General features: G+C 71.2%; 14 protein-coding genes. 7 read left to right on the top strand and 7 right to left on the bottom strand.

The features are described from left to right. The first annotated feature begins 22 nt into the window (after window positions 1-22). The gene (locus OG780_RS35115) at window positions 23-976 is read left to right on the top strand and encodes a cytochrome c oxidase assembly protein (RefSeq protein WP_328454993.1); all 954 of its coding nucleotides are present in this window, start codon (window positions 23-25) and stop codon (window positions 974-976) included. Window positions 977-1,098: 122 nt separating this feature from the next. Next, a complete protein-coding gene (locus OG780_RS35110) occupies window positions 1,099-1,257 on the top strand; it encodes a hypothetical protein (protein ID WP_328454991.1) in 159 nt (52 codons plus the stop codon). Window positions 1,258-1,310: 53 nt separating this feature from the next. Here OG780_RS35110 and OG780_RS35105 read toward each other — a convergent pair whose 3' ends face one another. From OG780_RS35105 to OG780_RS35090, 4 genes are all read right to left on the bottom strand, one after another. Next, entirely contained in the window at window positions 1,311-2,516 is a 1,206-nt protein-coding gene (locus OG780_RS35105; protein ID WP_328454989.1) for a sensor histidine kinase, read from the bottom strand. Window positions 2,517-2,787: 271 nt separating this feature from the next. Then, the gene (locus OG780_RS35100; protein ID WP_328454987.1) at window positions 2,788-4,557 is read right to left on the bottom strand and encodes a sodium/solute symporter; all 1,770 of its coding nucleotides are present in this window, start codon (window positions 4,555-4,557) and stop codon (window positions 2,788-2,790) included. A gap of 3 nt (window positions 4,558-4,560) precedes the next feature. Next, entirely contained in the window at window positions 4,561-4,920 is a 360-nt protein-coding gene (locus OG780_RS35095) for a hypothetical protein (RefSeq protein ID WP_326789148.1), read from the bottom strand. Between the two features lie 10 nt (window positions 4,921-4,930). After that, window positions 4,931-5,686, bottom strand: coding sequence for a LytR/AlgR family response regulator transcription factor (locus OG780_RS35090; RefSeq protein ID WP_326789147.1), 756 nt, complete (start codon window positions 5,684-5,686; stop codon window positions 4,931-4,933). A gap of 98 nt (window positions 5,687-5,784) precedes the next feature. Between OG780_RS35090 and OG780_RS35085 the strand changes: the two genes are divergently transcribed. From OG780_RS35085 to OG780_RS35065, 5 genes are all read left to right on the top strand, one after another. Beyond that, entirely contained in the window at window positions 5,785-6,288 is a 504-nt protein-coding gene (locus tag OG780_RS35085) for an Lrp/AsnC family transcriptional regulator (protein WP_326789146.1), read from the top strand. Between the two features lie 125 nt (window positions 6,289-6,413). Continuing rightward, the gene (ddaH, locus tag OG780_RS35080) at window positions 6,414-7,226 is read left to right on the top strand and encodes a dimethylargininase (protein WP_328454982.1); all 813 of its coding nucleotides are present in this window, start codon (window positions 6,414-6,416) and stop codon (window positions 7,224-7,226) included. Further along, window positions 7,223-8,473: an ornithine--oxo-acid transaminase gene (rocD, locus tag OG780_RS35075; RefSeq protein WP_328454980.1), complete on the top strand. Its 1,251-nt coding sequence runs from the start codon at window positions 7,223-7,225 to the stop codon at window positions 8,471-8,473. Before ddaH ends, rocD begins: the two co-directional genes overlap by 4 nt. Window positions 8,474-8,572: 99 nt before the next feature. Then, on the top strand, window positions 8,573-9,298 hold the full coding sequence (locus tag OG780_RS35070; RefSeq protein ID WP_328454978.1) for a lysophospholipid acyltransferase family protein: 726 nt from the start codon (window positions 8,573-8,575) through the stop codon (window positions 9,296-9,298). A gap of 55 nt (window positions 9,299-9,353) precedes the next feature. Then, window positions 9,354-10,367, top strand: coding sequence for an NAD-dependent epimerase/dehydratase family protein (locus OG780_RS35065; RefSeq protein WP_328458610.1), 1,014 nt, complete (start codon window positions 9,354-9,356; stop codon window positions 10,365-10,367). 69 nt (window positions 10,368-10,436) lie between these two features. On the opposite strand, the gene OG780_RS35060 is transcribed toward OG780_RS35065, so the two are convergent. The 3 genes from OG780_RS35060 to ureG form a co-directional block, all read right to left on the bottom strand. Continuing rightward, window positions 10,437-12,047: an alpha/beta hydrolase gene (locus OG780_RS35060; RefSeq protein ID WP_328454976.1), complete on the bottom strand. Its 1,611-nt coding sequence runs from the start codon at window positions 12,045-12,047 to the stop codon at window positions 10,437-10,439. Window positions 12,048-12,215: 168 nt separating this feature from the next. Further along, a complete protein-coding gene (locus tag OG780_RS35055; RefSeq protein ID WP_328454974.1) occupies window positions 12,216-12,974 on the bottom strand; it encodes an urease accessory protein UreD in 759 nt (252 codons plus the stop codon). After that, window positions 12,971-13,648, bottom strand: a complete 678-nt coding sequence (gene ureG / locus OG780_RS35050) for an urease accessory protein UreG (RefSeq protein WP_328454972.1) — start codon at window positions 13,646-13,648, stop codon at window positions 12,971-12,973. Before ureG ends, OG780_RS35055 begins: the two co-directional genes overlap by 4 nt. Between the last annotated feature and the right edge of the window lie 64 nt (window positions 13,649-13,712).

Here is a 13,712-nt window from a genome sequence, read left to right as displayed (position 1 = left end):
CCCCAGAAACAGGAGCCGGCGGATGGATCACAGCGGGCACGGCATGACCATGGATCTGCCGCCGTTCACGCTGGGGCGGGGGCTCGAGTGGTCCGCGGACCCGTTCTTCCTCGTCGCGTGCCTGCTCGGGCTCGGCCTGTACGGCTGGGGAGCCGTCCGGCTCGCCCGGCGCGGCGACGCCTGGTCGTGGGGCCGTACGGCCTCCTTCGTGGCCGGTGTGCTCACGGTGATGCTCGTCATGTGCACCAGGCTGAACGACTACGGCATGGTCATGTTCAGCGTGCACATGGTCCAGCACATGGTGATCAGCATGCTGTCCCCGATCCTGATCCTGCTCGGGGCGCCCGTCACGCTGGCGCTGCGCGCGCTGCCGGTGGCCGCGAAGCGGGGCAGCAAGGGTCCGCGTGAACTGCTGCTGATGTTCCTGCACAGCCGGTACATGCGGGTCGTCACGCACCCGGCGTTCACCATCCCGATGTTCATCGCGAGCCTGTACGCGCTGTACTTCTCCCCCATCTTCGACTTCCTGATGGGCTCGGCCACGGGCCACATCGTGATGATGTGCCACTTCCTCGCCGTCGGGCTGGTCTTCTTCTGGCCGATCATGGGCGTGGACCCGGGCCCGCACCGCCCGGGCTATCTGATGCGGATGCTGGAGCTGTTCGCGGGGATGCCGTTCCACGCGTTCTTCGGCATCGCGCTGATGATGGCCTCGGGCCCGATGGTCGAGTCGTACAAGAACCCGCCGGCCTCCCTCGGCATCGACGCGCTCGCCGACCAGACCGCCGCCGGCGGGATCGCCTGGGCGTTCAGCGAGATCCCCTCCGTCCTCGTCCTGCTCGCGCTGCTCTTCCAGTGGTACAACTCCGAGCAGCGCCAGGCCAAGCGCATGGACCGCGCCGCCGACCGGGACGGCGACAAGGAACTCGAGGCCTACAACGCCTACCTGGCCTCGCTCAACGCGCGCAGCCGCTGAATTCCGTCTCCGCCCGGGGGCCCGGGGGTCCGCACGGCCCTGGCGAAGCGCGTCCCTCCGGGTGAAAATGGCCCCAAAGGCCACGGCCCGCGCCGCGGACCCGCCTGGAGGAGGGTGCTGCGATGCCCGGTTCGACGAAGACGATGGGGGTGCTCACCGTGGGCGGGCTCGTCGTGGTGACGGCCTACACGGTGGCGCTGGGCAGCAACGGCTGGCTGTGGTTCGGCTGGGTCGTGCTCGGCCTGATCACGCTGGGGATGGTGGTCTCCCACGGCACCTGACCGCGAGCCCGTCGCACCGGCCGGGCCTCTGATCCGTCCGCCGGGTCCACCCTTCACTGCCGGGGGCGGCCGGCCGCCGAGTGCACGCCGGGCTGGTATTTGGGAAGCCGGGCGGTGATCTTCATTCCCGCTCCCACCGCGGTCTCGATGACCAGGCCGTGATCGTCGCCGTACACCTGGCGCAGCCGTTCGTCGACGTTGGAGAGGCCGATCCCCCCGGAGGGGCTGGCCTCGCCGGACAGGATGCGGCGCAACCGTTCGGGGTCCATGCCCACGCCGTTGTCCTCGATGACCACGAGCGCCTCCGCTCCCGCGTCCTGCGCCGTGATGCTGATGTGGCTCTTGTCGGTCTTGCCCTCGAGTCCGTGCTTGACGGCGTTCTCCACCAGGGGCTGGAGACAGAGGAAGGGCAGCGCGACCGGCAGCACCTCGGGTGCGATCTGGAGGGTGACGGACAGCCGCTCGCCGAAGCGGGCCCGGACGAGTGCCAGATAGTGGTCGATGGCGTGCAGCTCGTCGGCGAGCGTGGTGAAGTCGCCGTGCCTGCGGAACGAGTAGCGGGTGAAGTCGGCGAACTCCAGCAGGAGCTCGCGGGCGCGCTCCGGGTCGGTGCGGACGAACGAGGCGATCACCGCGAGCGAGTTGAAGACGAAGTGCGGGGATATCTGGGCGCGCAGCGCCTTGATCTCCGCCTCGATCAGCCGTGTCCGGGACCGGTCGAGGTCGGCCAGCTCCAGTTGGACGGAGACCCAGCGCGCGACCTCACCGGCGGCGCGTACGAGGACCGCGGACTCGCGGGGCGCGCAGGCGACGAGTGCTCCGTGCACCCGTTCGTCGACGGTGAGCGGGGCGACGACGGCCCAGCGCAGCGGGCAGTCGGGCTCGTCGCAGGCCAGCCTGAAGGCCTCGCCCCGGCCGGTCTCCAGCGGGCCGCCGAGACGTTCCATGACCTCGGCGCGGTGGTGGGCGCCGACGCCGTCCCAGGCGAGGACCGTCTCCTGGTCGGTGAGGCACAGGGCGTCCGTGCCGAGCAGGGTGCGCAGCCGACGGGCGGAGCGGCGGGCCGTCTCCTCGGTGAGTCCGGCGCGGAGCGGGGGCGCGGCGAGCGAGGCGGTGTGCAGGGTCTCGAAGGTGGCGTGCTCGACCGGGGTGCCGAGTCCTCCGAGGTTCTCGGGCCGCGCGGTACGCCTGCCGAGCCAGAATCCGGCCGCCAGCAAGGGGAGCACGGCCACACACAGCCCGGCGATGAATCCGCTCACCGGCTCACCACTCCTTCCCCGAAGCCGCGCACCGACGCTCGGCCCGGCTCGGACTCGAACCCGGACCCGGCCCCGGCCCCGGCCCCGGCCCCGGACGACCAACGCGCGGCCCGCCGGCACAGCCACCACGACCACCGCCCGGACGGCCCGCACGACCACCGCTCGGAAGACCGGCTCAACCCCCGTCCCCGCGGCCGGCGGGATCGCGGCCACCCGGCCCAGGACCTCTCACCCCGCAGCCACCCTCCGCCTGGCCCCTTGTCCGGGGCCCTCATGGCCCCGCCTCCTTCGTGCCCGCCGCCATGCCCGCCGTCGCGCCGACCGCCGCGCGGACCTGGCCGTCCGTGAGTTCCTCCGGTAGGTGGAAGCGGGCGAGGATCGCGGCCGTGCCGGCCGGTACGCGGGCGGCGGTGGCCAGCGAGACCAGCACCATGGTCACGAAGCCGAGCGGCACCGACCAGAGCGCCGGCCAGGCGAGCAGGGCGCGCAGGGAGCCCGTCGTCCCCGGATAGCCGGCCATGGTGGCGCCGACGGCGACGAGGGCCGCGCCGCCGCCGCCGATCATCCCGGCCGCCGCTCCGGGCGGGGTGAGCCGCCGCCACCAGATGCCGAGGACCAGCAGCGGGCAGAAGGAGGAAGCGGACACGGCGAACGCGAGCCCCACCGCGTCGGCGACGGGCAGCCCTCCCACCAGCACGCTCGCGGCGAGCGGTACGGCCATCGCCAGGACGGTGCCGAGCCGGAAGTGCCGTACGCCGCGGGAGGGCAGGACGTCCTGGGTGAGCACCCCGGCGACCGCCATGGTGAGCCCGGACGCCGTCGAGAGGAACGCGGCGAAGGCGCCGCCCGCGACGAGCGCCCCGAGCAGGTCCGCGCCGACTCCGCCGATCATCCTGTCGGGCAGCAGGAGGACGGCGGCGTCCGCGTCGCCGGTGAGGCTGAGTTCGGGGGCGTACAGCCGGCCCAGCGCTCCGTAGACGGGCGGCAGGAGATAGAAGGCGCCGATCAGGCCGAGTACGGCGACGGTGGTGCGGCGGGCGGCGACACCGTGCGGGCTGGTGTAGAAGCGGACGACGACGTGCGGCAGGCCCATCGTGCCGAGGAAGGTGGCGAGGATCAGGCCGTAGGTGGCGTAGAGCGGGCGTTCCTCGCGGCCGGCGGCCGGGGAGGTCGCCAGGGCGTCGTCGCTGCCGCGTTCGGCCGCCGGGACCGGCGTGCCCCGGTCGAAGGTCAGCCGGGTGCCGCCGTCGATGCGGTGGGTACCCCGCGGGAGCCGGACGCGCATGGCCTCGTACCGCCGGCCGTCGACCGTGCCCGTGGCGGTGACGGTCAGTGGCCGGGTGAGCTTCAGGTCGAGTGTGGAATCGACCTGGACGAGGCGCTGTTCGCGGAAGGCCGGCGGTTCCTCGAAGGCGTCGCGGGGGGCGCCGTGGGACTGCCAGGCGAGGATCAGGAAGAGCGCGGGGACGAGCAGGGCGGTGAGCTTGAGCCAGTACTGGAAGGCCTGGACGAAGGTGATGCTGCGCATGCCGCCCGCAGCGACCGTGGCCACCACGACGACGGCGACCAGTACCCCGCCGAACCAGTCGGGTGCGTCGGTCAGCACCGCCAGCGTCAGCCCCGCTCCCTGCAGCTGGGGCAGCAGGTAGAGCCAGCCGACGCCGACGACGAACGCCCCGGCGAGCCGTCTGACGGCCTGGGAGCCGAGCCGGGCCTCCGCGAAGTCGGGCAGGGTGTAGGCGCCGGAGCGGCGCAGGGGTGCCGCGACGAAGAGGAGCAGCACGAGATAGCCGGCGGTGTAGCCGACCGGGTACCAGAGCATGTCGGGTCCCTGGACGAGCACGAGGCCGGCGATGCCCAGGAAGGAGGCGGCGGAGAGGTATTCGCCGCTGATCGCGGCCGCGTTGAGCCGGGGGCCGACGGTGCGCGAGGCGACGTAGAAGTCGGAGGTGGTCCGGGAGATGCGCAGCCCGAACGCGCCGACCAGGACGGTCGCGAGGACGACGAGGGCGACGGCGGGAACGGAGTAGTTCTCGTTCACGGTTCAGCGGTCCTCGACCAGGCGCACGAGGTCCCTCTCGTTGCGTTCCGCGCGCCGTACGTACCAGCGGGCGAGCAGCACGAGAGGCGGGTAGAGGCAGAAGCCGAGGACGACCCATTCCAGGGTGGCTCCGTCCGGCATCGCGGCGAAGACCAGCGGCAGTGGTCCGACGAGCAGGACCAGGACGGCGAACGTGACGCATGCGGCTCGGAGTTGACTGCGCATCAGGGAACGCACATAGGTGTGGCCGAGGGTGGTCTGTTCGTCGATCTCGGTCCTCGGCCGGTAGTAGCCGGACGTCCGGCGAGCGCGCCGGGGCGCTCCGGTGACGACCACGCGGCGTTCGGTGGGGTCCTGCGGCACGCGGTGCTCCTCAGCTCGTGGTCCGGCGCAGCAGCAGATCGCGCAGTTGGCGGGCGTGCCGGCGGCTGACCTGGAGTTCGACGGAGTCGACGAGGACACTCACCGTACCGGCGTCCAGGCGGAGTTCGCCGATGTGGCGCAGGGCGACGAGGTGGCGCCGGTGGATGCGGACGAAGCCGCGGGGGCGCCAGCGTTCTTCGAGGGTCGACAGCGGGATGCGGACCAGGTGGCTGCCCTGTGCGGTGTGCAGTCGGGCGTAGTCGCCGTGGGCCTCGACGTGGGTGATGTCCTCGACGGCCACGAAGCGTGTCACTCCGCCGAGTTCGACGGATATGTGGTCGGGGTCGGGCTCGTGGACGGGGATCAGGGGTGCGGTGTCCCGCAGTTGGGCGGCCCTGCGGACCGCCTCGGCGAGCCGTTCGCGGCGTACGGGCTTCAGGACGTAGTCGACGGCCTTGAGTTCGAAGGCCTGCACGGCGAACCCCTCGTGGGCGGTGACGAACACGACGAGCGGTGGCTGGGCGAACCCGCCGAGCAGCCGGGCCAGGTCGAGCCCGTCCAGGCCGGGCATGTGGATGTCGAGGAAGACGACGTCGATCGCCTCGGGGCCGCCGGGGCCCGACTGGAGGGCCCGGTTGATGCGGCGCAGCGCCTCGGTCGCGTCGCTCGCGCCCTCGGCGCTGCCGACCCGGGGATCGGCGTTGAGCAGATACAGCAGCTCTTCGAGGGAGGGTTGTTCGTCGTCGACGGCGAGCGCGCGCAGCATGAGAGTGGAGTGTAGGAGCGATTCGCGTGGCTGGACATGTGCGGGACACGGCCGTCGCCGCCGGCCGGGTGGTGGTCGCCGCTGGATACAGTGCGCCCATGAGCAGCAAGCCCGCGATGTTCGACGAGCTCGACCGCAAGATCATCACCGCCCTGATGGCCAATGCCCGGACGAGCTTCGCGGAGATCGGCGCGGCGATCGGACTGTCCGCGACGGCGGTCAAGCGCCGTGTCGACCGGCTGCGCGAGACCGGCGTGATCACCGGGTTCACGGCCACGGTGAAGCCTGCGGCGCTCGGCTGGCGCACGGAGGCGTACGTGGAGGTGTACTGCGAGGGCGCGGCCCCGCCCAGGCGGCTCGCGGAGGTGGTGCGCAACCATCCGGAGATCACCGCGGCGATGACGGTGACCGGGGGCGCGGACGCGCTGCTCCATGTACGGGCCGTCGACGTGGAGCACTTCGAGGAGGTCCTGGAGCGCATCCGGGTGGAGCCGTTCATCCGGAAGACGGTCAGCTACATGGTGCTGTCCCATCTGCTGCCCGAGGCCCCGGAGGCCGGGGCGACCCACGCGGCTCCCGATGACGCAGGAAACGTGCGCTGAACCTGCCGATCACGCAGCGGTCCTGCGTATATGCGCAGCTCTCGTCGCTTGTCGTGCCTGGCCCTCGCTTCTTACCGTGGAGGTATCCCACCAGCCGACACCGCAGGAAGCGGAGGAACCTCTCTGTGTCCGAAAGCCGTGTGCCGCGCCCCCGGCGCTTCCTCGTCTGCGACCCCAGACACTTCGCCGTGCAGTACGCGATCAACCCATGGATGCGTCCCGACACCCCCGTGGACGTCGATCTCGCGCGAGATCAGTGGCAGGTGCTGATCAGCGCCTATCGCGCGCACGGCCACACCGTCGACTCCGTCGAACCGGTCCCCGGGCTTCCCGACATGGTCTTCGCGGCGAACTGCGCGCTCGTCCTGGGCGGCCGTGTCTTCGGCTCGTCCTTCCACGCACCCGAGCGCCGTCCCGAGTCCACCGCGTACGAGACCTGGTTCAAGACGGCGGGCTTCGACGTCTACCGCCCGGAGTCGGTGTGCGAGGGCGAGGGCGACCTTGTCCCGACGAGCCGCTACATCCTCGCCGGTACGGGATTTCGCACCACGCCCGAGGCCCATAGCGAGGTCCAGGAGTTCTTCGGCGTCCCGGTCATCGGCCTGCGCCTGGTGGACCCGCACTTCTACCACCTGGACACCGCGCTCTTCGTCCTCGACGACGACAACATCGCGTACTACCCGGAGGCGTTCTCGCCGGGCAGCCGCGAGGTGCTGAGCCGGCTGTTCCCCGACGCGGTGCTCGCCACCCGTGAGGACGCCCTCGCGTTCGGCCTCAACTCCGTCTCGGACGGCCGCCATGTCTTCATCGCGCCGCGCGCCGAGGCCCTCGCCGACCAGCTCGTCCGCCACGGCTACGTCCCCGTCCCCGTCGACCTGTCGGAGTTCCACAAGGCCGGCGGCGGCATCAAGTGCTGCACACAGGAGATCCGTTCATGACCGCTCCCGCCCGTGCGACCGATCCCGCCGGCGCAGGCACCCGCAGCTCCGAGGAACTGATCCGGGCCGAGGGCCCCGTCCTGGCGCACAACTACCACCCGCTGCCCGTGGTCGTCGCGCACGCCGAGGGCACCTGGGTCGAGGATGTGGAGGGGCGGCGCTATCTCGACATGCTGGCGGGCTACTCCGCGCTCAACTTCGGCCACCGCAACCCGGTGCTGATCGAGGCGGCGCACCGCCAGCTCGACCGGCTCACCCTGACCTCACGGGCCTTCCACAACGACCAGCTGGCCGGATTCGCCGAGTCCCTGGCCACGTTGACGGGCCTGGACATGGTCCTGCCGATGAACACGGGCGCCGAGGCGGTGGAGAGCGCCATCAAGGTGGCCCGCAAGTGGGCGTACGAGGTGAAGGGCGTCGAGCCGGGCCGGGCCACCATCGTGGTGGCGGCCGACAACTTCCACGGCCGTACGACCACGATCGTCAGCTTCTCCACCGACGAGACGGCCCGCGCGGGCTTCGGGCCCTTCACGCCCGGCTTCCGGGTCGTGCCGTACAACGACCTGGCCGCGCTCGAAGCGGCGATCGACGAGACGACGGCCGCGGTGCTGCTCGAACCCATCCAGGGCGAGGCGGGCGTGATCATCCCGGACGACGGCTACCTCGCCGGCGTCCGCGAGCTCACCCGCCGCACCGGCTGCCTCTTCGTCGCGGACGAGATCCAGTCCGGGCTCGGCCGCACCGGCACCACCCTGGCGGTGGAGCACGAGTCGGTCGTCCCCGACCTGCTGCTGCTCGGCAAGGCACTGGGCGGCGGCATCGTGCCGGTCTCCGCGGTCGTCGGCCGCCGGGACGTGCTGAGTGTGCTGCGTCCGGGTGAGCACGGCTCCACCTTCGGCGGCAATCCGCTGGCCGCGGCGGTCGGATCGGCGGTCGTGGGCCTGCTGGAGACCGGCGAGTACCAGCGCACGGCGGCCGAGCTGGGCGCCTTGCTGCGGGACGGGCTGACGGCCCTGGTGGGCCGGGGTGTCGAGGGCTTCCGGTCACGGGGACTGTGGGCGGGCGTCGACATCGATCCCTCCATCGGCACGGGCCGCGAGATCAGCCAGGGCCTGATGAACGAGGGAATTCTGGTCAAGGACACCCACGGCTCGACCATCCGGCTGGCGCCGCCGCTGACCATCACGGCCGCGGAACTCCGGTCGGCTCTCGGGTCTCTCGAGAAAGTCCTGACGCAAGGAGTCTGATACCGGCCAAGAGGCCACAGAGAGTGACACCACGCTGGTTACGCCCGGCGACGGCCGCGCCTACACTGATCGCTCCCGGGGAAAACGAGGAGTGCCCCAGTGTTCTATTACGTGCTCAAGTACGTGCTTCTGGGTCCGTTGTTGCGACTGGTCTTCCGGCCCCGGATCGAGGGCCTTGAGCACGTACCGTCGTCGGGCCGGGCCATCGTGGCCGGCAATCACCTGTCCTTCGCGGACCACTTCCTGATGCCGGCGATCCTGAAGCGCCGGATCACCTTCCTGGCGAAAGCCGAGTACTTCACCGGACCCGGCATCAAGGGGCGGCTGACGGCGGTGTTCTTCCGCAGCATCGGACAGATTCCGGTGGACCGGTCGGGCAAGGAAGCGGGACAGGCCGCCATCCGCGAGGGCCTCGGCGTGCTGAACAAGGACGAGCTGCTCGGGATCTACCCCGAGGGCACCCGTTCGCACGACGGACGCCTCTACAAGGGCAAGGTGGGTGTCGCGGTGATGGCCCTGCGGGCTCAGGCCCCGGTCGTCCCCTGCGCCATGATCGGCACCTTCGAGGCCCAGCCCCCGGGCAGGAAGCTCCCGCGGATCCATCCCGTGGTGATCCGCTTCGGCAAGCCGCTCGACTTCTCGCGCTACGCCGGGATGGAGGGCGAGAAGGCCATCCTGCGCGCCATCACCGACGAGATCATGTACGCCATCCTGGCGCTCTCCGAGCAGGAGTACGTCGACCGGTACGCGGCCGACGTCAAGGCCGAGGAAGCGGCGGAGAGGGCCGAGGCGGGCCGCAGGTTCCCCCGAATGCCGATGAGTTGACCCGACCGGGAACCTGCACGTACGTCCTGTACGTTTCTTACGTATGAGACGTGCTGTGGTGATCGGAGCGACAGGACAGATCGGACGCGCGGCCGTGACGGCGCTCGCCCGGGACGGCTGGGAGGTGACGGCCGCTTCACGCGGCGGCCGTCGCGACGGCGGCTGGCCCGCCGAGGTGCGCACGGCGGCGCTCGACCGGGAGGACGACACCGCGTTGGCCGCGGCGGTCGGCGACGGATGCGACGTGCTCGTGGACATCGTCGCGTACGGAGCGGACCACGCGCGGCAGTTGACGGGTCTCGCCGGCCGGGTGGGCTCGGCCGTCGTCATCTCCAGTGTGTCGGTGTACGAGGACGACAAGGGGCGCGGTTTCGACACGCAGTCGGAGCCGGACGGCTTCCCCGCGTATCCCGTGCCGATCCCGGAGAGCCTGGGGACCGCGCGCCCCGGTGAGGCCACGTACAGCACACGCAAGGCGGCCCTGGAGCGTGAACTCCTCGCCGCGGGCGACCGGTTGCCGACGACGCTGTTGCGGGCGGGAGCCGTCCACGGCCCGTACGGCCGCACGCCCCGCGAGCTGTATGTCGTCAAGCGCAATCTGGACGGACGCCGCAGGCGGATTCTCGCGTACGGCGGCGCGAGCCGTTTCCATCCGGTGAGCGTCCACACCCTCGCCGAGCTGATCCGGCTGGCCGCCGCACAACCGGGCCCGCGCGTCCTGAACGCCTGCGACCCCGACGCGCCGACCGTGGCGGAGATCGTCCGGGCGATCGACGCGGTGATGGGCGTCGGGACAGAGGACGTTCTCGTCGACGGGCCTCCCCCGTCCCCGACGGTCGGCGACACCCCCTGGTCGGTCCCCCTGCCCGTGGTCTGCGACATGAGCGCCGCCGAGAGGGAGCTCGGCTACCGCCCCGTGACCCGGTACGCCGACAGGCTCCCGGAGACGGTCGCCTCGATCGAGCGGCACCTCGCGGGGAAGGACTGGCGTGAGGCGTATCCCGCGATGGCCAGGAACTACGGGGACCTCTTCGACTACGCGGCGGAGGACGCCTGGCTCTCCTCCTGAGGCGGCGCCGTCACGGCGTACGCCGGAGGGGGCGGCCGGTCGGACCGGCCGCCCCCTCGTGGGCGAGTACTACGGCTGCGGAGTGGCGTGCGGCGTGCACGTCACGTCGGCGGCGTCCGTCTTGCCGGTGAGCAGGTAGGAGTCCACCCGCCCGTTGATGCACGGGTTGACCAGTCCGGTCACACCGTGCGAGCCCGCGCCCTGCTCGGTGATCAGGCGGGAGCCCTTGAACCGCTTGTGCAGTTCGACGGCGCCCGGGTACGGGGTGGCGGCGTCATTGGTGGACTGCACGATGAGGACGGCGGGCAGGCCCTTGCCGGTCTTCACCTCCACCGGGGACTGCTGCTTGACCCCCCAGGTGGCGCACGGAAGGTTCATCCATGCGTTGGCCCAGGTCATGAAGGGATATTCGGCGTTGAGCCGCGTGTTGTCCCGGTCCCACTTCTTCCAACTGGTGGGCCACTGCGCGTCGGTGCACTCGACGGCCGTGTACACGGCGTTGCCGTTCTCCGAGGAGATGTTGCCCGCCGTGTCCGTGAGGTCGGGGGACGCGGCGTCGACGAGCGCCTGGGTGTCACCGGCGACGTACTTGCTGAACACCGAGGCGGTCGGCACCCACGAGGAGTCGTAGTACGGAGCGCTCTGGAAGAAGGAGATCAGCTCGGCGGGGCCGACGACTCCGCCCAGCGGGCTCTTCTTCGCGGTGGCGCGCAGCTTCAGCCACTGGTCCTGCACCTTGGCGCGGGTGTCACCGAGGTGGAAGGCCGCGTCGTTCTTGGCGACCCAGTCCTCCCAGTCCTTCCAGCGGCCCTCGAAGGCGATGTCCTGCTCCAGGTTGGCCTGGTACCAGATGTTGTCGCGCGACGGGTTGACGACGCTGTCGACGATCATGCGGCGCACGTGGCCCGGGAAGAGCGTGCCGTAGACGGCCCCGAGGTAGGTGCCGTAGGAGACGCCCAGGTAGTTGAGCTTCTTCTCGCCGAGCGCGGCCCGGATGACGTCGAGGTCGCGTGCCGTGTTGGGCGTGGTCATCTGCGCCAGCACGGCCTTGCCGCTGCGCTCGGCGCAGCCGTCGGCGTACTCCGCGGCCAGCTTGCGCTGGGCCCGCTTGTCGGCCTCGGAGTCCGGGACCGGGTCCGCCTTGGGCGCCTTGACGAACTCCTGCGGGTCGATGCAGGAGATGGGCGCCGAGTGGCCGACTCCGCGCGGGTCGAAGCCCACGAAGTCGTACGCCTTGGCGGTGTTCGCCCACAGCGGGGCCTTGGTGGTGACACGGCGCGGGAAGCGCATGCCGGAGCCACCGGGGCCGCCCGGGTTGTAGACGAGCGCGCCCTGGCGCTCCGCCTTGGTGCCGGTGTTCCCGATGCGGTCCACGGCCAGCTTGAGCTGCTTGCCGTAAGGGTGCGCGTAGTCCAGCGGAACGCTCACCCAGCCGCACTGGATCGGCTTCTCGAAGCCCCAGTCGGCCGGGCAGTCCTGCCAGTCGATCCCGGCCTTGGCGGCCCGCTCGGCGGCGACGGCCGCTCCGCGCTGCTCGCGGCTCTGCCCGTAGCCGTGGCCGTGCCGCGAGTCGGCGGTGGCCGACGGGGCCGCGACGGCGCCGGCTATCAGGGTCGCAGTGACGAGCACTCCGGCCGAACCGAGCGCTGTCACCCGTTTCGTGGGTCTCTTGGACCTCAAGTGTGACCTCCCCGTACATCTTTGCGATTGGTACGAGGATCCTTTCGGCTGTGAGGTCCCTGAGAACAGACGTGACCGGTGTTCTTTACCAATCCGATAGCCGGTACGACGTGTTCCGGTGAGCGGTGAACCTGATGTGAAAAGCCCTTCGCAGCAACATAGTTGACGTCACGTAAGTTCGCACAGCGCTTCGTCCAGCACCCGTCGCAGCAGCAGCGCGTCGGGGGCGAGTGCCGTCACGAGCACGGCGGGTCCGGCGAGCGGGGTGAGCGCGGCGTACTCCCCGAGCGGTCGCGCCGCCGGCGCGGCCCTCTCGAACTCCGGTCGTACGACGACGAGTTGTCCGAGTGCCCGATGCCCGGCGAGGACGGCGGGCCCGTCCCAGCCGCCGGGCGCACCTGGACCGCAGACCACCTCCTGGTCGAGCAGGGCCCGTCCGTCGCGTCGCACGGTGAGACGGCTGGTGAGCCGCCCGGGTTCCTCACCGACGCGCCCGAGCACCTGTTCCTCCCGGAAGACGAGCCGGGCGCCGGGTTCGAGGTCGATGCGCGAGGCGACGGAGAGATCGCTGCCGCCCGCGGAGATCAACTGTTCGGGCAGCCAGCACAGTTCACCTCCGTCGGCCACGTTCAGGCACACGTCGTAGCGGGCCTCCCCTTTGGCCTGGCCGGGCAGCGCGATGGTGGCGGCGGCCGAGCCGACCCGCAGTCGCGCGCCCGGACCGACCCGGGCCTCGACCGCGAGGTGATCGCCGCCGAGCGGTCCGCTCATCGCCCCGACCAGCATCACGCGCGCCTCGGACCCGCCGCTCCGGATCCGGCGCAGGGCGAGCGGCCCCTCTCCGTCCAGCACCGGCAGCGAGGTCCCGCCCCGGCCGTCGTCCCTGGCCTCGATCCGCGCCGTGGCGCGCACTCCCGCCGTCGTCATGCCGTCCACGCCACGAGCCGTTCGCGCACCCAGCCGGCGACCGCCGTGACGCCGGCCTCGGTCCGCAACGACTGGAAGACCACGGGCAGTTCGGCCCGCTGCGCCTTGGCGTCGATGGCCATCCGCCCCAGGTCGGAGCCCACGTAAGGCGCCAGGTCGGTCTTGTTCACGACGAGCAGGTCGGCCGTGGTGACACCGGGCCCGCCCTTGCGCGGGATGTCGTCCCCGCCCGCGACGTCGATCACGAAGATCTGCGCGTCGACGAGTCCCTTGGAGAAGGTCGCGGTGAGGTTGTCGCCGCCGGACTCCACGAGGATCAGATCCAGCGGCCCGATCTCGTCCTCCAGGTCCTCCACCGCTTCGAGGTTGGCGGAGATGTCGTCCCGGATCGCGGTGTGCGGGCAGGCGCCCGTCTCGACGGCGGTGATCCTCTCGGGGGGCAGTACCGCCTCCCGCAACAGGAATTCCGCGTCCTCGCGGGTGTAGATGTCGTTGGTGACGACGGCGAGGGACAGTTCGTCGCGCAGCGCCCGGCAGAGGGCGGCGACGGTGGCGGTCTTCCCGGAGCCGACGGGGCCGCCGAGCCCGATGCGCAGGGCACGGCGCCTTCCGTCGGGGCGTCGGGCGTCGGCACTGACCGCGGACGGCCCGTGGTGGGAGTGGTCGAGATGCACGGTACGGCTCCAGTTTCGTTCGGCGCGTTGGGGTTGGGTGGGGAACGGCGTCGGTGACGCTCCC

The organism is Streptomyces sp. NBC_00386 (genome assembly GCF_036063235.1).
Lineage (GTDB): Bacteria > Actinomycetota > Actinomycetes > Streptomycetales > Streptomycetaceae > Streptomyces.
This window is presented reverse-complemented; position numbering and strand designations above follow the sequence as displayed.

Coding starts and splice junctions, on each gene's coding strand:
- OG780_RS35055 (WP_328454974.1), bottom strand. CDS start 12,974: ATGACGACGGCGGGAGTGCGCGCCACGGCGCGGATCGAGGCCAGGGAC.
- OG780_RS35085 (WP_326789146.1), top strand. CDS start 5,785: ATGAGCAGCAAGCCCGCGATGTTCGACGAGCTCGACCGCAAGATCATC.
- rocD (WP_328454980.1), top strand. CDS start 7,223: ATGACCGCTCCCGCCCGTGCGACCGATCCCGCCGGCGCAGGCACCCGC.
- OG780_RS35115 (WP_328454993.1), top strand. CDS start 23: ATGGATCACAGCGGGCACGGCATGACCATGGATCTGCCGCCGTTCACG.
- OG780_RS35110 (WP_328454991.1), top strand. CDS start 1,099: ATGCCCGGTTCGACGAAGACGATGGGGGTGCTCACCGTGGGCGGGCTC.
- OG780_RS35090 (WP_326789147.1), bottom strand. CDS start 5,686: ATGCTGCGCGCGCTCGCCGTCGACGACGAACAACCCTCCCTCGAAGAG.